This is a genomic window from Pantoea sp. 18069, from assembly GCF_902706035.1.
GTDB lineage: Bacteria > Pseudomonadota > Gammaproteobacteria > Burkholderiales > Burkholderiaceae_C > Comamonas.
The window spans coordinates 29369-48738 of sequence record NZ_CACSJA010000037.1; the positions used below are offsets into that span (position 1 = coordinate 29369).

The following is a 19370-nucleotide window of genomic DNA, read 5'->3' on the forward strand; positions in this document are numbered from 1 at the left end:
GATAACTCCAGAAACAGAAAAAATGGTGGGCGCATCTTGCACCAGCCTCTGTTGTCCAGCCAAGCCTGTGCCCCCGCAAACAGCCTGCAAGTGTACTCGTGATTTTGCCCGCCAGTCAATTTGTCTTATGTCTTATATAAGATATGATAGGCCCGCTGTGCAATGTGCGCCTCGACGCGTCGCCGGGCGCCTTCCATTCACAAAACAACATGTCTTCCTCTTCCTCCCCCACCTCTGACACGCCCGTGGCGCCACCCGCGCCGGGCCCGGCTTTCAGCCCCCTTTACCAGCAGATCAAGGGGCTGATCCTGCAGAGCCTGGAGGCTGGAGAGTGGCGCCCCGGCGAGCTGATCCCCAGCGAAATGGAACTTGCCGCGCGCTTTCGCGTGAGCCAGGGCACGGTGCGCAAGGCCATTGACGAGCTGGCCGCCGAAAACCTCGTGATGCGCCGCCAGGGCAAGGGCACCTTCGTCGCCACCCACGCCGCCCAGCAGGTCCAGTACCGCTTTCTCAAGCTGCAGCCCGACTCCGGCGACCAGCGCGAGGAAGGCCGCGCCCAGCGCCAGATCATGGAGTGCAAGCGCGTGCGGGCATCCGCCGAGATCGCGCGCCTGCTCGCGCTGCGCAGCGGCGATGCGGTGATGCAGGTGCGCCGGGTGCTGGCGTTTGTCGGCACACCGACCATTCTCGAGGATATCTGGCTGCCCGGCCAGGCCTTCAAGGGCCTGAGCGCCGAGCAGATCGGCGCCTACCAGGGCCCGACCTACGCGATGTTCGAGCTCGAATACGGCGTGCGCATGGTGCGCGCGGACGAGAAAATCCGCGCCGTGCTGCCCGACGCCGAGCAGGCGGAACTGCTCAATGTAAGTACTTCTACACCATTGCTCAGCGTCGAGCGTGTAGCCTACACTTACAACGATGTTCCGATGGAGTTACGGCGCGGGCTGTACCGCACCGACACCCACCACTACCGCAATGCCCTGAATTAGTCCGGTGATTCATGAGCCAAGCGGCAGCAAACCAACGCAATTGGAGAAATAGCGGCAGCAAGCGGGCCTTTGCTGCTGCATTGCAATAGAATTTTGCGGCGATCGCATTGCCCGATTACGAAGCAGTTACCACCCACGAAAGCACATCAATGACAGAGTTAGCCAAAAAGCGGCCCGAGTTCCGCAACATCAACGCACTCAAAGACCTCCCCACCTACCGCATGCCTGCGGCTGCCTGGGTCTCGATCCTGCACCGCATCAGCGGCGTGATCATGTTCGTGCTGCTGCCGTTCATCGTGTGGATGCTCGACAAGTCGTTGACGTCGGAGATTTCGTTCGACGCGTTCACGGCCGCGTTCCGCGCGGGCGTGGGCTTCGTGCCCGGCTGGTTCCTGAAACTGACGGTCCTGGCGCTGATCTGGGCCTACCTGCACCACTTCGTCGCCGGCCTGCGCCACATCTGGATGGACCTGAGCCATTCCGCCGTGACCAAGGAATTCGGCAAGTCGTCGGCCATCACCACGCTGGTGATCAGCATCGCCCTGGCCGTGGTCCTGGGCGCCAAGCTGTTCGGCCTGTACTGATCCGCTCCCCGCACCCTGAACAAGAAGGAATTCCCATGTCCGTGAATTACGGCTCCAAGCGCACCGTCGTCGGTGCCCACTACGGTCTGCGCGACTGGCTCGTCCAGCGCGGCACCGCGGCCATCATGGCCCTCTTCACCATCGTCCTGCTGGCCCAGGTGATCTTCTCCAAGGGCGCGATCGGCTACGACCTGTGGGCCGGCATTTTCGCCGCCCAGTGGATGAAGGGCCTGACTTTCGCCGTGATCATTGCGCTCGCCTGGCACGTCTGGGTCGGCATGCGCGACGTCTGGATGGACTATGTCCAGCCGGTGTTCGTCCGTTTCGTGCTGCAGGTTCTGACCCTGGTCTGGCTGGTGGCCTGCGCGGCCTGGGGTTTCCAGGTGCTGTGGCGCCTGTGATCGAGCAAACGATCTCCACGATTGAAGGTTAAGAATGAGCTATACCAAAGCAAAAATCACCAAGCGCAAGTTTGACGTCGTCATCGTCGGCGCTGGCGGCTCCGGCATGCGTGCCGCGCTGGAACTGTCGCGCGCCGGCCTGAATGTGGCCTCGCTGTCCAAGGTCTTCCCCACGCGCTCGCACACCGTGGCCGCCCAGGGTGGCGTGTCGGCTTCGCTGGGCAACATGTCCGAAGACAACTGGCACTATCACTTCTACGACACCATCAAGGGCTCCGACTGGCTCGGCGACCAGGATGCGATCGAGTTCATGTGCCGTGAAGCCCCCAAGGTGGTCTACGAGCTCGAACACTTCGGCATGCCGTTCGACCGCAACCCCGATGGCACCATCTACCAGCGTCCGTTCGGCGGCCACACCGCCAACTACGGCGAAAAGCCCGTGCAGCGCGCCTGCGCCGCGGCCGACCGTACCGGTCACGCCATGCTGCACACGCTGTACCAGCAGAACGTCAAGGCCAAGACCAACTTCTTCGTCGAGTGGATGGCGCTGGACCTGATCCGCAACGAAGCCGGCGACGTCGTCGGTGTCACGGCCCTCGAACTCGAGACCGGCGACCTGTACGAACTGCAGGCCAAGGCCGTGCTGCTGGCCACCGGCGGCGCGGGCCGCATCTTCGCGGCTTCGACCAATGCCTTCATCAACACCGGCGACGGCTTAGGGATGGCGGCACGCGCCGGCATTCCGCTGCAGGACATGGAATTCTGGCAATTCCACCCCACGGGCGTGGCCGGCGCGGGCGTACTGCTGACCGAAGGCTGCCGCGGCGAAGGCGCGATCTTGCTCAACAGCGAAGGCGAGCGCTTCATGGAGCGCTATGCGCCCACGCTCAAGGATCTGGCACCGCGTGACTTCGTGTCGCGCTCGATGGACCAGGAAATCAAGGAAGGTCGCGGCTGTGGTCCGAACAAGGACTACGTGATGCTCAAGCTCAGCCACCTGGGCGCGGACACCATCCACAAGCGCCTGCCTTCGGTCTACGAAATCGGCGTGAACTTCGCCAACGTCGACATCACCAAGGAAGACATTCCCGTGGTGCCGACCATTCACTACCAGATGGGTGGTATTCCCACCAACATCAACGGCCAGGTCGTGGTGCACGACGGCCAGTCCAACCAGGTCGTCAATGGCCTGTACGCCGTGGGCGAATGCTCCTGCGTGTCGGTGCACGGCGCCAACCGCCTGGGCACCAACTCGCTGCTCGACCTGCTGGTCTTCGGCAAGGCCGCCGGCCGCCACATCGTCGACTTCGTTCGCACCGGTGTCGAGCACCAGCCCATGCCCGCCGACGGCGCCGACCGCACCCTGGCGCGCCTGAACCAGCTGCAGGACTCGGCCGAAGGCACCTACGCCCAGGACGTGGCCGGCAACATCCGCACCACCATGCAGCAGCATGCGGGCGTGTTCCGCACGCAAAAGAGCATGGACGAAGGCGTCGTGAAGATCAACGCCATCCGCGACACCGTGGCTGCCGTGACCCTCAAGGACAAGTCCATGGTCTGGAACACGGCGCGCATGGAAGCGCTGGAAGTCGACAACCTGATCGAAGTCGCCCAGGCCACCATGACTTCGGCCGCCGCCCGCACCGAGTGCCGTGGCGCCCACACCGTGTACGACTACGAGCACGACGCCGACCACGCCGAATTCCCGCTGGGTCGCAACGACAAGGAATGGCTCAAGCACACCTTGTGGCACAGCGCGGGCAACCAGCTCAGCTACAAGCCCGTGAACCTCAAGCCCCTGACGGTGGACAGCGTGCCTCCCAAGGTCCGCACGTTCTGATCGCCCCGCAGCCCGACGAGAAAAAACCATGAAGCGCAAATTCCAAATCTACCGCTACGATCCGGACAAGGACGCCAAGCCCTACATGCAAACCGTGGAGGTCGAGCTCGACGGCCACGAGCGCATGCTGCTCGACGCCCTGGTCAAACTCAAGGAACAGGATCCTTCGATCTCGTTCCGCCGCTCGTGCCGCGAAGGCGTCTGCGGCTCGGATGCGATGAACATCAACGGCAAGAACGGTCTGGCCTGCCTGACCAACATGAACACCTTGCCCGGCACCATCGTTCTCAAGCCCCTGCCCGGCCTGCCGGTCATCCGCGATCTGATCGTGGACATGACGCAGTTCTTCAAGCAGTACCACTCGATCAAGCCGTACCTGATCACCGAGACCATCACGCCCGAGAAGGAGCGCCTGCAGTCGCCCGAAGAGCGTGAAGAGCTCAACGGCCTGTACGAGTGCATTCTGTGCGCGAGCTGCTCGACCAGCTGCCCCTCGTTCTGGTGGAACCCCGACAAGTTCGTCGGTCCCGCAGGCCTGCTGCAGGCCTACCGCTTCATCGCCGACAGCCGCGACGAAGCCACGGGCGCGCGCCTGGACAACCTGGAAGATCCGTACCGGTTGTTCCGCTGCCACACCATCATGAACTGCGTGGACGTGTGCCCCAAGCACCTGAACCCCACGAAGGCCATCGGCAAGATCAAGGAACTGATGGTGCGCCGCGCCATCTGATGCACATGACGAACACCCTGCTCGACGAACGCGAACGCAACCTGCTTCAGTGGCGCAGCCGCCGGGGCCTGGTCGAGAACGACATCTTCATCGGGCAGTTCTTCGCCACCTACGGAGACCAGCTGACGCACAGACACGCAGCTGGCCTGTCTGCCTTGATGGACTTGGCAGACAACGACCTTCTGGACCTGTTCTTGCATCGCAAGGAGCCGGAAGGCGCACTCGACACAGAAGAAATCAAAGAAGTGCTGGAACTGGTGCGCAAGCGCCAGCCCGGATCACTTTCACATGTAGGCTAGGCAAACTAGAGAAGGAAGTTGGAAATGAAACTCGCCGATAACAAAGCAACACTGTCGTTCACGAATGGCAGCCCCAGCGTTGAATTGCCCGTGTACCAGGGCAATATTGGCCCTGACGTGATTGATATTCGCAAGTTGTACGGCCAGACCGGCATGTTTACGTATGACCCCGGCTTCCTCTCTACGGCAGCCTGCCAGTCCGCCATCACCTACATCGATGGCGACAAGGGCGAGCTGCTGTACCGCGGCTACCCCATCGAGCAACTCGCGAAGAACTGCGACTACCTCGAAACCTGTTACCTGCTGCTGTACGGCGAACTGCCCAACGAAACCGAAAAATCCGATTTCGTCGAACGCGTGACCAAGCACACCATGGTCAACGAGCAGATGCAGTTCTTCCTGCGTGGCTTCCGCCGCGATGCCCACCCCATGGCCGTCCTGACGGGCCTGGTCGGCGGCATGTCGGCCTTCTACCACGACAGCACGGACATCAACAATCCCGAGCACCGCGAAATCGCTGCCATCCGCCTGATCGCCAAGATGCCCACCCTGGTGTCCATGGCCTACAAGTACGGCACGGGCCAGCCCTACATGTACCCCAAGAATGACCTGTCGTACTCCGGCAACTTCTTGCGCATGATGTTCGGCAACCCCTGCGAAGAGTACCAGGTCAACCCCGTGCTCGAACGCGCTCTGGACCGCATCTTCATCCTGCACGCAGACCACGAACAGAACGCTTCGACTTCGACCGTGCGCCTGTGCGGTTCGTCGGGCACCAACCCCTTCGCCGCGATCTCGGCCGGCGTGGCCTGCCTCTGGGGCCCTGCCCACGGCGGCGCCAACGAAGCCTGCCTGAACATGCTGGAACAAATCCAGGCCAACGGCGGCATCGCCAAGGTCGGCGAGTTCATGGAACAGGTCAAGGACAAGTCGTCGGGCGTCAAGCTCATGGGCTTTGGCCACCGCGTCTACAAGAACTACGACCCCCGCGCCACGCTGATGCAGGAAACCTGCAATGAAGTGCTGGCCGAACTGGGCCTGGAAAACGACCCGCTGTTCGCGCTGGCCAAGGCCGTCGAGAAGATCGCCCTGGAAGACGACTACTTCGTGCAGCGCAAGCTCTACCCGAACGTCGACTTCTACTCCGGCATCGTGCAGCGCGCCATGGGCATTCCCGTGAACATCTTCACCGGCGTGTTCGCCCTGGCCCGCACCGTCGGCTGGATCGCCCAGCTGAACGAACAAATGGCCGACCCCGAGTACAAGATCGGCCGTCCCCGCCAGCTGTTCACCGGCTCGGCACACCGCACCGTCAAGCCTATCGGCCAGCGTTGATTGCCAGCGGCTCAGGCCGCTTGCAGAAATCAGCCCGCAGATGCCTTTGGCCCTGCGGGCTTTTTTGCGTCTGGCCCGCTGCGGCAGAAGAAGCGCCAAGCCAGCATCCCCGGCGTGAAGCGCCAGACGCGCAGAACGTTCAATCCGCGATGCCACGCCCGATCTGCTGGGCCAGGTCCTGCAACCTCGGCAGAAAGGTCGACACGATGGCACTGGCCTGGTGCTTGGCAAGGCTCAAGCTGGTGGTCAATGCGGCCACCGTTTCACCAGATCTGTCTTTCACCGGAACTGCCAGGCCGCAGACGCCGAGCTCCAGTTGCTCGCTGGCCATCGCATACCCTTGTGCGCTCGCCTGTGCAATGGCCTGCGCCAATGGATCGGCGTCGGTCAGCGTCCATTGGGTCAGGCGCTCGAATGGCGCAAGCCTCAGATAGTCCGCGAGTTCTGCTGCGGGAAGGCATCCCAGCAGCACATGCCCGCTTGATGTGGCATGCGCGGGCAGCCGCTCACCTGCGGCCAGGCGGCGCGATATGGGACTGCGTATCTCTGTGCGCGCGACATAGACCACGTCGGTTCTGTCCAGGAGGGATACCGTGCAGACTTCGCCGGTATCACGCGCGAAGGCGTCCAGAAAAGGCATCGCGACTTCGCGCAGCGACAGGGAGCTGAGATAGGAATAGCCCACATCCAGTACCGCCGGCGTCAGTGAAAACATCCGGCCATCGACACGCGCATACCCCAATGCCACTAACGTGTGCAGCAGGCGCCGCGCACCCGCAGGCGTGACGCCGGATCGCTCGGCCACTTCGGACAGGGTCAGCTCACGGTGACCAGGACCAAAGGCGCGTATCACGGCAATGCCGCGCGCAAAAGCTTCCACGAACAAGTCGCTTCCCTTGGGTAAACCCTTTATGTCCATCATGCTTTCATGTCCTATTATTAAAATTCGATGAGCGAAATTTATTTCGACTAACGAAAAACACCATCATCATTCCCAGGAGCCTTGGATGCTTGAAATCACCCCGGTTAACAACGACTTCGTGGCAGAGATCGCCGGCATTGATCTTTGCGCACCGTTGACCCCAGCGACGGCTGACGGCCTGAGAGGCGCTTTGGAGAAGTATGCCGTGCTTGTCATCCCCGGCCAGCCTCTGGATGAAGCACGGCAACTCGAACTCGCCCAGATATTCGGGCCCCTGGAGACATCGGTCGGGGCATCCATCTACAACGCCAAGCGACCACGTCGGCTGGATCACGCCCAGCTTTCAGACATCTCCAATCTGGATGAATCAGGCCAGCTCCTGGAAGCGGGTGACATCCGGCGGCTGATCAATTTGAGCAATCAGCTGTGGCACACGGACAGCTCCTTCAAGAAAACCCCGGCAAGCGCTTCACTGCTCTCCGCCCAGGAAGTGACGCCGGTGGGTGGTGCCACCGAGTTCGCGGACATGCGCTCTGCCTGGGATGCACTCGACCCGGCCCTGCAGTCAAGGATCGGAGAGCTGATCGCCGTGCATGACTACTTCTATTCACGCAGTCTCACGGGCTTCGACCTCGCGGGCATTCCCTCCGAGTGGCGCGAGATACAGCCCCCCGTTCAGCAGGTACTGGTGCGCACACATTCGCACAGCAATCGGCGGTCCTTGTATCTCGCATCCCACATCCGTTCCATCGTGGGAATGAGCGACGACGACAGCAAGGATCTCCTCGATCACCTGATGCGCCTGGCAACGCAACCCCAGCATGTCTATCGCCACCGCTGGCGCACGGGCGATCTTGTCATCTGGGACAACCGCAGCACCATGCACCGGGGCACGACGTTCGATGAGAAATACCGTCGATCCATGCGGCGTGCGACCGTACAGGACATTGGCCCGACCGTGCCCCACTAAGCAAAGGAGTCCCCCATGCGCAACATATTTTCAGCATCCAAAAATACACTGGCGATCTTCGCGGCCGGCCTGTGCCTGAGCCTCTTCGCAATCAGCGCCCAGGCGGCCTATCCCGAGAAACCCATCAGCATCGTGGTCCCGTTTGGGGCGGGCTCCGGCACGGACATGGTGGCCCGGGCAATTGCCAAGGGACTCACAGAAAAGCTGGGGCAGCCCGTCGCGGTCGAGAACCGACCGGGTGCCGGCGGAGGCCTCGGGTCTTCGGTCGTGGCGCGCAGCGCTGCGGACGGCTATACATTCCTGATGGGCACCAATGGACCCATGGCAGCCAATGCAAGCCTCTACAGCAAGCTTCCCTATGACCCGGATCGTGACTTCGAAGCCGTCGCGCTGATGGGCAAGCTGCCGATGATCCTGGTGGGCAGCAAGCAAGCCCAGGCCAAGGATCTCAAGGAACTCATTGCGCAGGCCAAAGCCCAGCCAGGGGTCATCAACTTCGGCGCCAGCAACACCACTGCACGCGTGTGGGTGGAACTGCTGAAGAAGATGGCCGGCATCCAGATCGAGACTGTCATCTACAAGGATGTGAGCACGATGATGACTGACCTCATCAGCGGCCGTATCCAGTACGCTTTCGAGAACGTGGGACCTTCTCTTGCCCAGGTTCAGGCCGGCAAGCTCAACGGCATCGCGGTCACCGCGAACCAGCGGGCCTCGTTTGCCCCGGACATTCCGGCGACCGGGGAATATGGGCTCAACGCGTATGAACTCGTGGTCTGGTATGCGCTGTTCGCGCCGAAGAACACGCCCGCCGACGTGATCCACAAAGTCAATGCGGCAGCCAACGAAATCCTTCGCACACCGGATATGCAACGCCTGGCCCACCAGGTCGGGCTGGAGCTTGGTTCGGGATCGGCCGAAGAGATGAAGAAGTACCAGCGCGCCGAGATCCAGAAATGGAAGAATCTCGTCGACATGACGGGCGTGAAAATCGACTAGCCAGTCTGCGGGTGGATCGCCTGCGCGGTCCGCCCCAGGCGCAGTCCAGCACAGCCCTGGCACACCTTGAAGCCGCATGCAGATGCGATCCTCGCCTTTCCTGCCTCGACCAAGCGCGGCTATTCCTGCTTCGCTGCCACCATGACCACTCTCTACTACACCCCGGGCAGTTGCGCCCTCGCCGTGCGCATCGCGCTGGAAGAAGCCCAGTTGCCCTATAGGCTCGAGCGGGTGGACTTTGCGAGCGCACAGCAGCGCTCGTCCGACTACCTCGCCATCAACCCCAAGGGGCGCGTGCCCGCGCTGGTGACGCCCGAGGGCGTGCTCACCGAAACCCCGGCGTTGCTGGCCTATGTGGCGCAAACATGTCCCCGGGCGCAGCTCGCACCGGTGACGCCGTTCGGCCTTGCGCGCATGCAGGAGCTCAACAGCTACCTGGCCTCGACCGTGCATGTGGCCCATGCGCACCGCCTGCGCGCCAGCCGCTGGGCCGACGATCCCGAGGCCATCGCGGCGATGCAGCGCAAGGTCAGCGCCAACATGAGCGACTGCTTTGCCTACCTGGAGACGCATTATCTGCAGGACTGCTGGGTGCTCGGAGAGCAGTTCACGGTCAGCGATGCGTATCTGTTCACCGTCGCCACCTGGCTCAAGAACGACGGCGTGGACATCGCGCAATTTCCGAGAATGCAGGCGCACCATCAGCGCATGCTCGCGCGGCCTGCGGTACAGCGCGCCATGGCCTGACGCCTGCCGGCAACGCCCCCGCCAGCCCATGGATTCACGTTCTGCCGTGGCCTCCCACGGCGCAGACCATCGCCAGGACCGACATGAAGATTGCATTTCTTGACCGCGCCACACTATCCCCCGAGACCACGCTGCGCCCCCCCTCCTTCGCGCATGAGCTCGTCTGCCATGCCAACACCTCAGCGGATGAAGTCGCGCAGCGGATTGCCGACGCGGACATCGTCATCACGAACAAGGTCAAGCTCAGCGCCGAAGTGTTGCAGCACGCGTGCAGGCTCAAGCTCGTGGCCGTGGCGGCCACGGGGACGGACAACATCGACCTCGCGGCATGCGCGCAGCGTGGCATCACGGTCAGCAACATACGCAATTACGCCGGCAACACGGTGCCGGAGCACACCTTCGCACTGATTTTTGCACTGCGTCGCAGCATCTGCGCCTACCGGGAGTCGGTCAAGGCCGGCAGGTGGCAGGAGTGCGGGCAGTTCTGCTACTTCGACCATCCCATCCGGGACCTTGCAGGCTCGACGCTGGGCATCATCGGCGACGGTGCGCTGGGAAATGCCGTGGCAACGATGGGACGTGCGCTCGGCATGAAAGTGTTGTTCGCGGCATTCAAGGGGCGCAGCAACATGGGAAATCTGTACACCCCGTTTGAGGAGGTGCTGGCACGCGCCGACATCATTACCCTGCACTGCCCGTTGACCCCACAGACACGCCACATGATCGGGGCCACAGAGCTCGCAGCGATGCAGCGCAAGCCCCTCGTCATCAATACGGCGCGTGGCGGCCTGGTCGATGAAGAAGCACTGGCCAGGGCACTGCGCAGCGGCCAGATTGCAGGCGCGGGGTTCGACGTGGTTAGCGCCGAGCCGCCACCTGCCCAGCACCCCTTCATGGAACTGCTGGAAATGCCCAACTTCATCCTGATGCCCCACGTGGCCTGGGCCTCCCAGGAGGCCATGCAAGGCCTCGCGGACCAGCTCATCGCCAGCATCGAGGCGTTCGTCGCAGGCGAGCCCGTCAACACGGTGCAACCGAAAACATAGCGGCGGTGGCTGCCGCCCTTCATTGGCGCGTGGCTGATAGGCATCCAAACGCGTGCGACCCCTTTTGGCGCGGCTGCCCTGGTGGTGGGCGTGCTGTTGGCAGTTTCCATGCAGGGACTGGGCAAACGCGCCGCGCCGCAGCAATGAGGGGCTGGCTGCGACGCGCCCACATGGACGTAAACTGGCACCCGGAAGACAAGCGCCCTATCGACGGCCTGATCCCCTGGTATTTCGATCTCGAGAAAAGCAAGGCTTCGACCGACTCAGCCCGAACGGCAAAAGCCCAGCCCGAACCGCATTCGATACTTCGCCCCCGACTGCCCGTGCAACCCCGCATGGGCAGCGCCATTTTTGAGGAAACACCGCATGACCGATGCCCTGGAATTGCTCAGCGCCCACGCCGCCTTTGGTGGCGCCCAGCGCTTTTATCGCCACGCTTCGAATGAAATCGGCCTGGCTATGAAGTTCTCGGTCTATCTGCCGCCCAAGTCCGTCGCCGGCGAGAAGGTGCCGGCCCTGGTCTATCTGGCGGGCCTGACCTGCACCGAGGAAACCTTCATGACCAAGGCCGGCGCCCAGCGCCTGGCCGCGGAACTGGGCCTGGCGCTGATCGCGCCCGACACCAGCCCGCGCGGCGCCAATCTGCCCGGTGAAGCCGAGAGCTGGGACTTCGGCGTGGGCGCGGGCTTTTACCTCGACGCCACGACCCGCCCCTGGGGTCTGCACTGGCGCATGGAAAGCTATCTGGTCGAGGAACTGCTGCCGTTGCTGGGCCGCAAGCTGCCTATCGACATGGAGCGCGTGGGCATCTTCGGCCACTCGATGGGCGGCCATGGCGCGCTGACGCTGGCCTTGCGTCACCCGGGCCGGTTCAGGAGCGTGTCGGCGTTCGCGCCCATCGCCAACCCCACGCAATGCGCCTGGGGCCGCAAGGCGTTCACCGGTTATCTGGGCGAAGACGAGTCGACCTGGGCCGCGCACGATGCCAGCGCGCTGATGGCCGCCCGGACTTCGGCGCCCTACCCCGCGGGCATCCTCGTCGACCAGGGCCTGGCCGACAAGTTCCTGATTGAAAAGCAGCTGCTGCCCGAAGCCTTCGAAGCCGCCTGCGCCCAGGCCGGCCAGCCCCTGACGCTGCGCCGCCAGCCGGGATACGACCATGGCTACTATTTCATCCAGACCTTTATCGACGACCACTTGCGCCACCACGCTGCGCAACTGAAAAGCACCCCCTGAGCCGCTACGCGGCTTGGGCCGCCCCGGCTTCCCCCTCTCAACCTTCGGTGGAGGGGGGCGCCCGGCCAGGGACGGCACCATCGCTGCGGGGCGGCCCTTGCTCGGTGCCCCTGACCTGGGCCGTGCCGGCTTCCAGTGCTGCGCCTAAGCTCAGCCCAGCGAAAGCTGCACTGCGGGTATCGCACCAAAACAGTGCGATATCCGCGCTCCCCTACAGTGGGGCGTTAGTCTTCAGCAAGGTACCCCCATGTCGCGCAAACCGCAGATCATTCTTTCGTCCCTCGATCTCGATCGCATCGAAGCCTTGCTGGCGGCCATTCCCGCGTCGGTGTTTCCGGGCAAGGCCGATCTCGAGGCCGAACTCGACCGCGCCGATGTGGTCGAGCCGGCGCAGATGCCGCCCAACGTGGTGACGATGAATTCCACCGTGCAGTTCGAGATTCTCGAGACGCGCCAGGACTTCCGCCTGACCCTGGTCTATCCACGCGACATCGATGGCAGCGCCGACCGCGTGTCGATCTTCGCGCCCGTGGGCAGCGCGCTGCTGGGCCTGTCCGTGGGCGACGAACTCGCCTGGCCCGGCCCGGGTGGCAAGTCCATGACCGTGCGCGTGACCGGCATCCTCTACCAACCCGAAAGCGCGGGCGAACTGCACCGCTAAAGCCCCGCCAAGGCAAAACGCATCTGGGGGGCTCCCCCCCCAGCGAGAGCCACACGAAGTGGGCAAGCGTGGGGGCTTGGGTTTTGCCGCCGGGCCGCCCCAAGGCAAAACGCGGCCCCCTCGGGGGGCAGCGCAGCCACACGAAGTGGGCAAGCGTGGGGGCTTGGTTTTGCCGCCGGGCCGCCCCAAGGCAAAACACGGCCCCCTCGGGGGGCAGCGCAGCCACACGAAGTGGGCAAGCGTGGGGGCTATTTAATTCCGGGCCGTAATCCACGCCATCAACATTCCCGTACCCACCAGGCTGGCCTGCCAGCGCAGCGCATCCTGCCAGCTGGGCATATGGCGCTCCACGCGCTGGTACAGCAACTGGCCCATGGCCAGCGACAGCGCAAAAGCCGCCCACAGCCCCGCCAGATTGACGGCCGGCGAATCCGGCCAGAACCAGGTCACCACGGCATTGACCAGCAGGCACACGGGAAAGTGCACCAGGAACACCGAATACGACATCCGGCCCAGCTGCTGCAGGCGCGCCGGGCCGCGCCAGGCCGGGCCCTGCAGGCCGTAGAGCCTGGAGCTGCGCATCACGGCGACCAGTGCCAGCGCCGCGGCGCCGGCCAGCGCGATGCGGGTGCGCCACTCGAGCCACAAAGCCACGCCCAGCAGCAGCGCCATCAGCGCGCTCCAGGCCCAGGGACGGGGCGCGCGCACTGCCCAGAAGGCCATCATGCCCAGGCCGTAGGCACCAAAGAAGTAGACGGCCCAGTTGTCGAAATCGGCATCGCGGTTGAAGCCCCAGAGCGAGGCAGCGGCCAGCAGCACGACCACCACCTGGCCCGGCGTGGGCCGGGCGCTGGGCGTTGAACCTGGCTCGGCTTTGAACCAGCGGCTCATGGCGAACAGCAGCGCGGTCAACGCAAACAACTGGAAGTCGATGGAGACATACCAGACGCCGGCCGACAGCGACTCCTCGCCAACGATGCCCTGCAGCAGCAGCGCATGCGCGAGCAGCTGGAGCAAGGTGGGCGCGGCCGAGAGCGAGGCATGGTCGAACCACGGCCGCACCAGCGTAGACACCAGCACCGCGAGCACCAGGGCCACGGCCAGCGGCACGACCAGGCGCACGAAGCGCCGCGCGATCTGCGGCAGCACCTCGCTGTGGCGCGCCAGGCCCGCGGGCGCGAGGCTGGCCGCGGCCAGGTAGCCGGCAAGCACCAGGAACAGCTGCACGGCCATGCGCGCGTCCTGGTCCAGCCATTCGATCAGGCCGGGCAGCAGCGGCTGCACCACATCGGCCATGGGACCGTAGAAGGCCAGGTGATGCCAGACAATGGCAATGCAGGCCAGGCCCTTGGTGCAGTCGATGACCGCATTGCGCGAGGCAGGTAACGTGGAAGACATAGAAAAAATTTGGATCGCGAAACGGTGCCAACCTACAACGCGGGCAACGACTGCATGGCTGAATGGGCCAAAGCCCAGGGCATGCGCCCGGTATTTTGCGCCTTTCCTGCCGCCGCCGCTGACACCGGCGCAGGACGCGCACTCAATGACCCTACTCAGATGTTTCGAAGTTCCAGTAGGTACTGAAAAGCCATTCAACAAAGGGACAATGCCTTCATGACGCAAAGCACTCCTCTTCCTGAACTCAACCGCCAATTCATTTCGCACTTTGGCGAGATGGGCAGTCGCTGGGGCATCAACCGCACCGTGGGCCAGATCTACGCGCTGCTGTTTCTCTCGCCCGTGGCGCTCAATGCCGACCAGATTGCCGAAGCCCTGGCTTTCTCGCGCTCGAATGTGAGCATGGGGCTCAAGGAATTGCAGTCCTGGCGGCTGGTGCACCTGCGTCACCACCCTGGCGATCGCCGCGAGTACTTTGACGCGCCGCAGGACGTCTGGGAGATTTTCCGGCTGCTGGCGGAGGAGCGCCGGCGCCGCGAAATCGAGCCCACGCAGTCCATGCTGCGCGCCGCGCTGCTCGAAGAACCCGCGAGCGACGACGAGCGCTATGCGCAGGAGCGCATGCGCGACATGCACGAGCTCATAGACCGGCTGATGACCTGGTTCGACGAGATCCAGCGCCTGTCGCCCGACACCGCCAAGCAGTTGATGGGCATGGGCGCGGCCGTGACGCGCGTGCTCGAACTCAAGGATAGATTGACAGGCAAAGGCGGCAACAGCCGCGCCGCCCAGGACCGCTTGCCACCGACCAAGCCCTGAACCGCACTTAGCCCAGCGCCAGGCGTGTTCGGGCCGCCTGGTATTCGCTGCGCAGCTGGGCCACGCGCTCGGCCACGCTGGTCACCGCGGAAATCGTGCCAATGCCCTGGCCGCAGCCCCAGATGTCCTTCCAGGCCTTGGTCGATGCGCCACCGAAGTTCATCTTGCTGGGGTCGGACTCGGGCAGATTCTCCGGGTCCAGGCCGGCCGCGCGTATCGACGGCGCGAGGTAGTTGCCGTGCACGCCGGTGAACAGGTTGCTGTAGACAATGTCGTCCGAGTTTCCATTGACGATGGCCTGCTTGTATTCCTCGCTGGCCCGCGCTTCATGGGTGGCGATGAACGCCGAGCCGATGTAGCCGAAGTCGGCGCCCATGGCCTGGGCCGCGAGCACGGCCCCGCCCGAGGCGATCGCGCCCGACAGCGCCAGCGGCCCGTCGAACCACTGGCGGATTTCCTGGACCAGCGCGAACGGGCTCTTGCCACCCGCATGGCCGCCCGCGCCCGCGGCCACGGCCACCAGGCCGTCGGCGCCCTTTTCCACGGCCTTGTGCGCGAACTTGTTGTTGATGATGTCGTGCAGCACCACGCCGCCCCAGCTGTGCACCGCCTGGTTGACGTCTTCGCGCGCGCCCAGCGAAGTGATCACGATGGGCACCCGATAGCGCGCGCAGACTTCCATGTCGTGCTCGAGCCGGTCATTGCTCTTGTGCACGATCTGGTTGATCGCGAACGGCGCGGCCGGTTGATCCGGATGCGCGCGGTCATGCGCGGCCAGGGTCTCGGTGATTTCGGCCAGCCAGTCTTCGAGCTGGGCCGCAGGCCGCGCATTGAGCGCGGGCATGGAGCCGACGACGCCGGCCTTGCACTGCGCGATCACCATCTGCGGGTTGCTGATGATGAACAGCGGCGAAGCGATCACCGGCAGGGACAGCCCCTGCAGTGCCTTGGGAAGTTGCGACATGTTTGTCTCCTGTTTCTTCTCAGAAATCTTCGATGGCCAGCGCCATGACGCTGTCCGCGCCCTGCACCACGCTGTCGCGCAGCGCAGTGACCTTGACCAGGATGTGCTCGGCGTAGAACTGCGCGGTGGCAATCTTCGCGCGCAGGAAGCGGTTGTCCTGTCCCGTGGGCAACAGTTGCTCGGCAACCCACAGCGCGCGGCCCAGTTGCCAGCCGGCCATCAGGTTGCCCGCGAGCATCAGATAGGGCACGCTGCCCGCGTAGACCGCATTCGGCTGCTGCCTGGCGTTCTCCAGCACATAGTCGACGACTTCGAGAAATGCGTGGCGCGCGGCCTGCAACTGGCGCGCGACCGACTGCGCGGCCGGCGTGCCGCAGGACTGCAGCTGCTGCTCGGTTTCCTCGATCTGCGCCGCGAAAGTGCGCGCCGTGTGGCCGCCATCGCGCACCGTCTTGCGGCCCACGAAGTCGTTGGCCTGGATGGCCGTCGTACCTTCGTAGATGGTCAGGATCTTCGCGTCGCGGTAGTGCTGGGCCGCGCCGGTTTCCTCGATGAAGCCCATGCCGCCGTGCACCTGCACGCCCAGGCCCGTGACTTCCTGGGCCATCTCGGTGCTGTAGCCCTTGACCAGCGGCACCATGAATTCGTAGAGCGCCGCGTGGTGCGCGCGCTGCGCCGCGTCGGGATGGTGGTGGGCCAGGTCGTAGGACGCGGCAGCCGTCGCCGCCATCGCGCGGCAGCCTTCGGTCGTGGCGCGCATCACCATCAGCATGCGGCGCACATCGGGGTGGTGGATGATGGTCGCGCTGGCCTTGACGCTGCCGTCGACCGGGCGGCTTTGCACGCGCTCCTTGGCAAACGCCGCGGCCTGCTGGTAGGCGCGGTCGGCAATCGCTATGCCCTGCACGCCCACCGCGTAGCGCGCGGCATTCATCATGATGAACATGTATTCAAGGCCGCGGTTTTCCTCGCCGACCAGATAGCCCACGGCGCCCGCGCCCGTGCTGTCGGCCACGCTGCCCTGAGTGCCGTCGCCGAACTGCAGCACGGCCGTGGGCGAAGCCTTGATGCCCATCTTGTGCTCGATGGACACGCATTGCACATCGTTGCGCGCGCCCAGGCTGCCGTCCTGGTTCACGAGGAACTTGGGCACGACGAACAGGCTGATGCCCTTGACGCCTTCGGGCGCGCCCTGCACGCGTGCGAGCACCAGATGGACGATGTTCTCGGCCATGTCGTGCTCGCCATAGGTGATGAAGATCTTGGTGCCGAAGACCTTGTAGCTGTTGTCGCCCTGGGGTTCGGCACGGGTGCGCACCAGCGCCAGGTCGGAGCCGGCCTGGGGCTCGGTCAGGTTCATGGTGCCGGTCCATTCACCGGTCACGAGTTTTTCGAGATAGCTGGCCTTGAGTTCATCGCTGCCGGCCGTGAGCAGCGCTTCGATCGCGCCATCGGTCAGCAGCGGGCACAGCGCAAAGCTCAGATTCGCCGCGTTGAGCATTTCGACGCAGGCCGCGCCAATCGTCTTGGGCAGGCCCTGGCCGCCGAAGTCTAGCGGATGCTGCAAGCCCTGCCAGCCGCCTTCGGCGTACTGGCGAAACGCCTGCTTGAAGCCTTCGCTGGTCATGACCACGCCGTCCTTCCAGCTCGACGGTGCGATGTCGCCCGGACGGTTGAGCGGCGCGACCACGCCCTGCGCGAACTTCGCGCATTCCTCGAGCACCGCCTGCGCGGTGTCGAGGCCGGCTTCCTCAAAGCCGGGCAGTTGCGCGACCTGGTCGATTCCGGCCAGATGCTCCATGTTGAACAACATGTCTTGAAGAGGTGCTACGTAGCTCATGGAATTTCCTTTCGAGGGCCGGGGCGCCAGGGTGCTTACTGGCTGATGCGTCCCGACGCGCTGACAATGGAGAGATCGACAAAACGTGAACCGAACTGCGACTCGGGCTTGAACGTCACCCAGTAGCCGCCCAGGTCGTGGGCATTGAAATGGCGCAGGCTGGCGGTGACTTTTTCGCGGTTCACGGACTGGGCCCGGCGCAGCGCTTCGGCAACCACCTTGGCGTTGACGTAGCCTTCCATCATCGCGTAGCTCACGGGCATTTCCGCGGCCTTGGGATGGGAGTTCAGCGCGTCGCGGAACTCCTTGTTCAGGCGCATGGAAACCCGGTAGGGGCTGGGCACCACCTGCGCGATCGACAGGCCGCTCATCAACTCCGGCGGCAGTCGCGTGGCCAACTGCTCGATGTCCGAGTCGGAATTCGCATAGATCTGCGCCGTTCCCGAATCCATGCGATAGGCTTCGACAAAAGCCGCGGTCGCCGGGCTCGAAGCGACCAGCAGGATGGCCTGGGGCCCGGGCTTGGTTTTGCTTAACTGCTCGACGGCCTGGGTCGCGGTGCTGCGCCCGCTCTTGAGCGTGACCTGGGCCACGAGCTTGGCGTTGGCCGGCGTCACGGCCTGCTGCACCAGTTGGGTCACGGCCTCTATGTCGGCACGCTCCTCGATCACCAGCGCCAGCCGGGTGATGCCGACGATGGCCAGATGGCTGGCGATCTTGGCCATCTCATCTTGCAGGCTCGCGCGGGTGCTGAAGATCGCCGCAGCGTGCGCCACCTGCGTGTCGTTGCCCTGATAGCCGACGAGGCTGATGCGCTCCTTCTCGAGCACGCCGCTGCCGAGCAGCCCCGCAAGATTGCCGTTGCCCATGTAGCCGGCGAGCACGACGGGGTTGGACCTGGCGAGCAGCTCACGCGTGCGGGCCACCGTATCTTCGGCATGGCCGCCGTCGTCCATGACCACCAGCTGCACCGGCTGACCCAGGATACCGCCGGCCTTGTTGACCTGCTCGAAATGCAGCCGCATGCCTTGCGCATAGGCCCGCCCCTGAGGGCCGCCCTTGCCGGACAACGGTACGACCTGCCCGACCACCCACTGGGCTTGAACGCCCACGCAGACCAGCGCACAGGCCAGCGCAACTGCCGCCCGAGACCAGGGTGCCATGTTCGATTCCATGCGCTTGTCTCCCTCTGAAGCACGCCTGGCGCGCCGCAGTATTTTTATATGAGGGGGGGCCTGTCCCGGCACCCGTACGCCAGCCGACAGACCCAAAGAGACAGGCCCGCGGGGGCAAGTCCCTCTTTCTGGCGCTGTGCTTACAGCGCCTTGACCAGCTCGGGCACGGCCGTGAACAGATCGGCCTCGAGGCCGTAGTCGGCCACGCTGAAGATAGGCGCTTCGGGGTCCTTGTTGATCGCGACGATCACCTTGGAGTCCTTCATGCCGGCCAGATGCTGGATCGCACCCGAGATGCCGGCCGCGATATACAGCTGGGGCGCAACGATCTTGCCGGTCTGGCCGACCTGCAGATCGTTGGCGGCGTAGCCTGCGTCCACAGCGGCGCGCGAGGCGCCAATGGCCGCGCCCAGCT

The 19370-nt window shown here is 64.2% G+C and carries 20 protein-coding genes; 14 read left to right on the top strand and 6 right to left on the bottom strand.

Annotation, left to right across the window (positions count from 1 at the left end; translation table 11 throughout):
* The first annotated feature begins 209 nt into the window (after positions 1 to 209).
* From GVL12_RS21560 to GVL12_RS21590, 7 genes are all read left to right on the top strand, one after another.
* Positions 210 to 989 (top strand): GntR family transcriptional regulator, encoded by a 780-nt coding sequence (locus GVL12_RS21560; protein WP_159917620.1) that lies wholly within the window; start codon positions 210 to 212, stop codon positions 987 to 989.
* Between the two features lie 149 nt (positions 990 to 1138).
* Positions 1139 to 1573, top strand: coding sequence for a succinate dehydrogenase, cytochrome b556 subunit (gene sdhC / locus GVL12_RS21565; protein WP_159917621.1), 435 nt, complete (start codon positions 1139 to 1141; stop codon positions 1571 to 1573).
* Positions 1574 to 1608: 35 nt separating this feature from the next.
* On the top strand, positions 1609 to 1974 hold the full coding sequence (sdhD, locus tag GVL12_RS21570; protein ID WP_159917622.1) for a succinate dehydrogenase, hydrophobic membrane anchor protein: 366 nt from the start codon (positions 1609 to 1611) through the stop codon (positions 1972 to 1974).
* A 34-nt stretch (positions 1975 to 2008) separates the two neighbouring features.
* Positions 2009 to 3814, top strand: coding sequence for a succinate dehydrogenase flavoprotein subunit (gene sdhA / locus GVL12_RS21575; RefSeq protein ID WP_159917623.1), 1806 nt, complete (start codon positions 2009 to 2011; stop codon positions 3812 to 3814).
* Between the two features lie 28 nt (positions 3815 to 3842).
* The gene (locus tag GVL12_RS21580) at positions 3843 to 4544 is read left to right on the top strand and encodes a succinate dehydrogenase iron-sulfur subunit (RefSeq protein ID WP_159917624.1); all 702 of its coding nucleotides are present in this window, start codon (positions 3843 to 3845) and stop codon (positions 4542 to 4544) included.
* 5 nt (positions 4545 to 4549) lie between these two features.
* Positions 4550 to 4843, top strand: a complete 294-nt coding sequence (locus GVL12_RS21585) for a succinate dehydrogenase assembly factor 2 (protein ID WP_200843981.1) — start codon at positions 4550 to 4552, stop codon at positions 4841 to 4843.
* A 24-nt stretch (positions 4844 to 4867) separates the two neighbouring features.
* Positions 4868 to 6178 (top strand): citrate synthase, encoded by a 1311-nt coding sequence (locus tag GVL12_RS21590; protein WP_159917626.1) that lies wholly within the window; start codon positions 4868 to 4870, stop codon positions 6176 to 6178.
* A 139-nt stretch (positions 6179 to 6317) separates the two neighbouring features.
* On the opposite strand, the gene GVL12_RS21595 is transcribed toward GVL12_RS21590, so the two are convergent.
* Complete coding sequence (locus tag GVL12_RS21595) at positions 6318 to 7058, bottom strand: IclR family transcriptional regulator C-terminal domain-containing protein (RefSeq protein WP_235033944.1); 741 nt, start codon at positions 7056 to 7058, stop codon at positions 6318 to 6320.
* A 127-nt stretch (positions 7059 to 7185) separates the two neighbouring features.
* On the opposite strand from GVL12_RS21595, the gene GVL12_RS21600 reads away from it, so the two are divergent.
* The 6 genes from GVL12_RS21600 (at position 7186) to rnk (ending at position 12759) form a co-directional block, all read left to right on the top strand.
* The gene (locus GVL12_RS21600) at positions 7186 to 8070 is read left to right on the top strand and encodes a TauD/TfdA family dioxygenase (RefSeq protein ID WP_159917628.1); all 885 of its coding nucleotides are present in this window, start codon (positions 7186 to 7188) and stop codon (positions 8068 to 8070) included.
* A gap of 15 nt (positions 8071 to 8085) precedes the next feature.
* Positions 8086 to 9069 carry a tripartite tricarboxylate transporter substrate binding protein gene (locus tag GVL12_RS21605; protein ID WP_159917629.1) on the top strand — a complete coding sequence of 328 codons (984 nt, stop codon included), beginning with the start codon at positions 8086 to 8088 and terminating at the stop codon, positions 9067 to 9069.
* Between the two features lie 141 nt (positions 9070 to 9210).
* Positions 9211 to 9816 carry a glutathione S-transferase family protein gene (locus GVL12_RS21610; protein WP_159917630.1) on the top strand — a complete coding sequence of 202 codons (606 nt, stop codon included), beginning with the start codon at positions 9211 to 9213 and terminating at the stop codon, positions 9814 to 9816.
* A gap of 83 nt (positions 9817 to 9899) precedes the next feature.
* On the top strand, positions 9900 to 10862 hold the full coding sequence (locus GVL12_RS21615) for a D-2-hydroxyacid dehydrogenase (protein ID WP_159917631.1): 963 nt from the start codon (positions 9900 to 9902) through the stop codon (positions 10860 to 10862).
* Positions 10863 to 11228: 366 nt separating this feature from the next.
* Positions 11229 to 12098: an S-formylglutathione hydrolase gene (gene fghA / locus GVL12_RS21620; RefSeq protein ID WP_159917632.1), complete on the top strand. Its 870-nt coding sequence runs from the start codon at positions 11229 to 11231 to the stop codon at positions 12096 to 12098.
* A gap of 247 nt (positions 12099 to 12345) precedes the next feature.
* Entirely contained in the window at positions 12346 to 12759 is a 414-nt protein-coding gene (rnk, locus tag GVL12_RS21625) for a nucleoside diphosphate kinase regulator (RefSeq protein ID WP_159917633.1), read from the top strand.
* Between the two features lie 252 nt (positions 12760 to 13011).
* Here rnk and GVL12_RS21630 read toward each other — a convergent pair whose 3' ends face one another.
* Entirely contained in the window at positions 13012 to 14157 is a 1146-nt protein-coding gene (locus GVL12_RS21630) for an acyltransferase (RefSeq protein ID WP_159917634.1), read from the bottom strand.
* A 216-nt stretch (positions 14158 to 14373) separates the two neighbouring features.
* Between GVL12_RS21630 and GVL12_RS21635 the strand changes: the two genes are divergently transcribed.
* Positions 14374 to 14976 carry a GbsR/MarR family transcriptional regulator gene (locus GVL12_RS21635; RefSeq protein ID WP_159917635.1) on the top strand — a complete coding sequence of 201 codons (603 nt, stop codon included), beginning with the start codon at positions 14374 to 14376 and terminating at the stop codon, positions 14974 to 14976.
* Between the two features lie 7 nt (positions 14977 to 14983).
* Here GVL12_RS21635 and GVL12_RS21640 read toward each other — a convergent pair whose 3' ends face one another.
* The 4 genes from GVL12_RS21640 to GVL12_RS21655 all read right to left on the bottom strand — a co-directional run.
* Positions 14984 to 15940: a nitronate monooxygenase family protein gene (locus tag GVL12_RS21640; RefSeq protein ID WP_159917636.1), complete on the bottom strand. Its 957-nt coding sequence runs from the start codon at positions 15938 to 15940 to the stop codon at positions 14984 to 14986.
* Positions 15941 to 15959: 19 nt separating this feature from the next.
* A complete protein-coding gene (locus GVL12_RS21645) occupies positions 15960 to 17780 on the bottom strand; it encodes an acyl-CoA dehydrogenase (protein WP_159917637.1) in 1821 nt (606 codons plus the stop codon).
* Positions 17781 to 17815: 35 nt separating this feature from the next.
* A complete protein-coding gene (locus GVL12_RS21650) occupies positions 17816 to 18943 on the bottom strand; it encodes an ABC transporter substrate-binding protein (protein WP_200843982.1) in 1128 nt (375 codons plus the stop codon).
* Positions 18944 to 19095: 152 nt separating this feature from the next.
* On the bottom strand, positions 19096 to 19370 hold a 275-nt coding region (locus GVL12_RS21655; protein ID WP_200843983.1), incomplete at its 5' end, for an electron transfer flavoprotein subunit alpha/FixB family protein.

Excerpts from the sequence above, each read along its gene's own strand:
- GVL12_RS21560 (WP_159917620.1), top strand. The coding sequence starts at position 210 with ATGTCTTCCTCTTCCTCCCCCACCTCTGACACGCCCGTGGCGCCACCC.
- sdhC (WP_159917621.1), top strand. The coding sequence starts at position 1,139 with ATGACAGAGTTAGCCAAAAAGCGGCCCGAGTTCCGCAACATCAACGCA.
- sdhD (WP_159917622.1), top strand. The coding sequence starts at position 1,609 with ATGTCCGTGAATTACGGCTCCAAGCGCACCGTCGTCGGTGCCCACTAC.
- sdhA (WP_159917623.1), top strand. The coding sequence starts at position 2,009 with ATGAGCTATACCAAAGCAAAAATCACCAAGCGCAAGTTTGACGTCGTC.
- GVL12_RS21580 (WP_159917624.1), top strand. The coding sequence starts at position 3,843 with ATGAAGCGCAAATTCCAAATCTACCGCTACGATCCGGACAAGGACGCC.
- GVL12_RS21585 (WP_200843981.1), top strand. The coding sequence starts at position 4,550 with ATGACGAACACCCTGCTCGACGAACGCGAACGCAACCTGCTTCAGTGG.
- GVL12_RS21590 (WP_159917626.1), top strand. The coding sequence starts at position 4,868 with ATGAAACTCGCCGATAACAAAGCAACACTGTCGTTCACGAATGGCAGC.
- GVL12_RS21600 (WP_159917628.1), top strand. The coding sequence starts at position 7,186 with ATGCTTGAAATCACCCCGGTTAACAACGACTTCGTGGCAGAGATCGCC.
- GVL12_RS21605 (WP_159917629.1), top strand. The coding sequence starts at position 8,086 with ATGCGCAACATATTTTCAGCATCCAAAAATACACTGGCGATCTTCGCG.
- GVL12_RS21610 (WP_159917630.1), top strand. The coding sequence starts at position 9,211 with ATGACCACTCTCTACTACACCCCGGGCAGTTGCGCCCTCGCCGTGCGC.
- GVL12_RS21615 (WP_159917631.1), top strand. The coding sequence starts at position 9,900 with ATGAAGATTGCATTTCTTGACCGCGCCACACTATCCCCCGAGACCACG.
- fghA (WP_159917632.1), top strand. The coding sequence starts at position 11,229 with ATGACCGATGCCCTGGAATTGCTCAGCGCCCACGCCGCCTTTGGTGGC.
- rnk (WP_159917633.1), top strand. The coding sequence starts at position 12,346 with ATGTCGCGCAAACCGCAGATCATTCTTTCGTCCCTCGATCTCGATCGC.
- GVL12_RS21630 (WP_159917634.1), bottom strand. The coding sequence starts at position 14,157 with ATGTCTTCCACGTTACCTGCCTCGCGCAATGCGGTCATCGACTGCACC.
- GVL12_RS21635 (WP_159917635.1), top strand. The coding sequence starts at position 14,374 with ATGACGCAAAGCACTCCTCTTCCTGAACTCAACCGCCAATTCATTTCG.
- GVL12_RS21640 (WP_159917636.1), bottom strand. The coding sequence starts at position 15,940 with ATGTCGCAACTTCCCAAGGCACTGCAGGGGCTGTCCCTGCCGGTGATC.
- GVL12_RS21645 (WP_159917637.1), bottom strand. The coding sequence starts at position 17,780 with ATGAGCTACGTAGCACCTCTTCAAGACATGTTGTTCAACATGGAGCAT.
- GVL12_RS21650 (WP_200843982.1), bottom strand. The coding sequence starts at position 18,943 with ATGGCACCCTGGTCTCGGGCGGCAGTTGCGCTGGCCTGTGCGCTGGTC.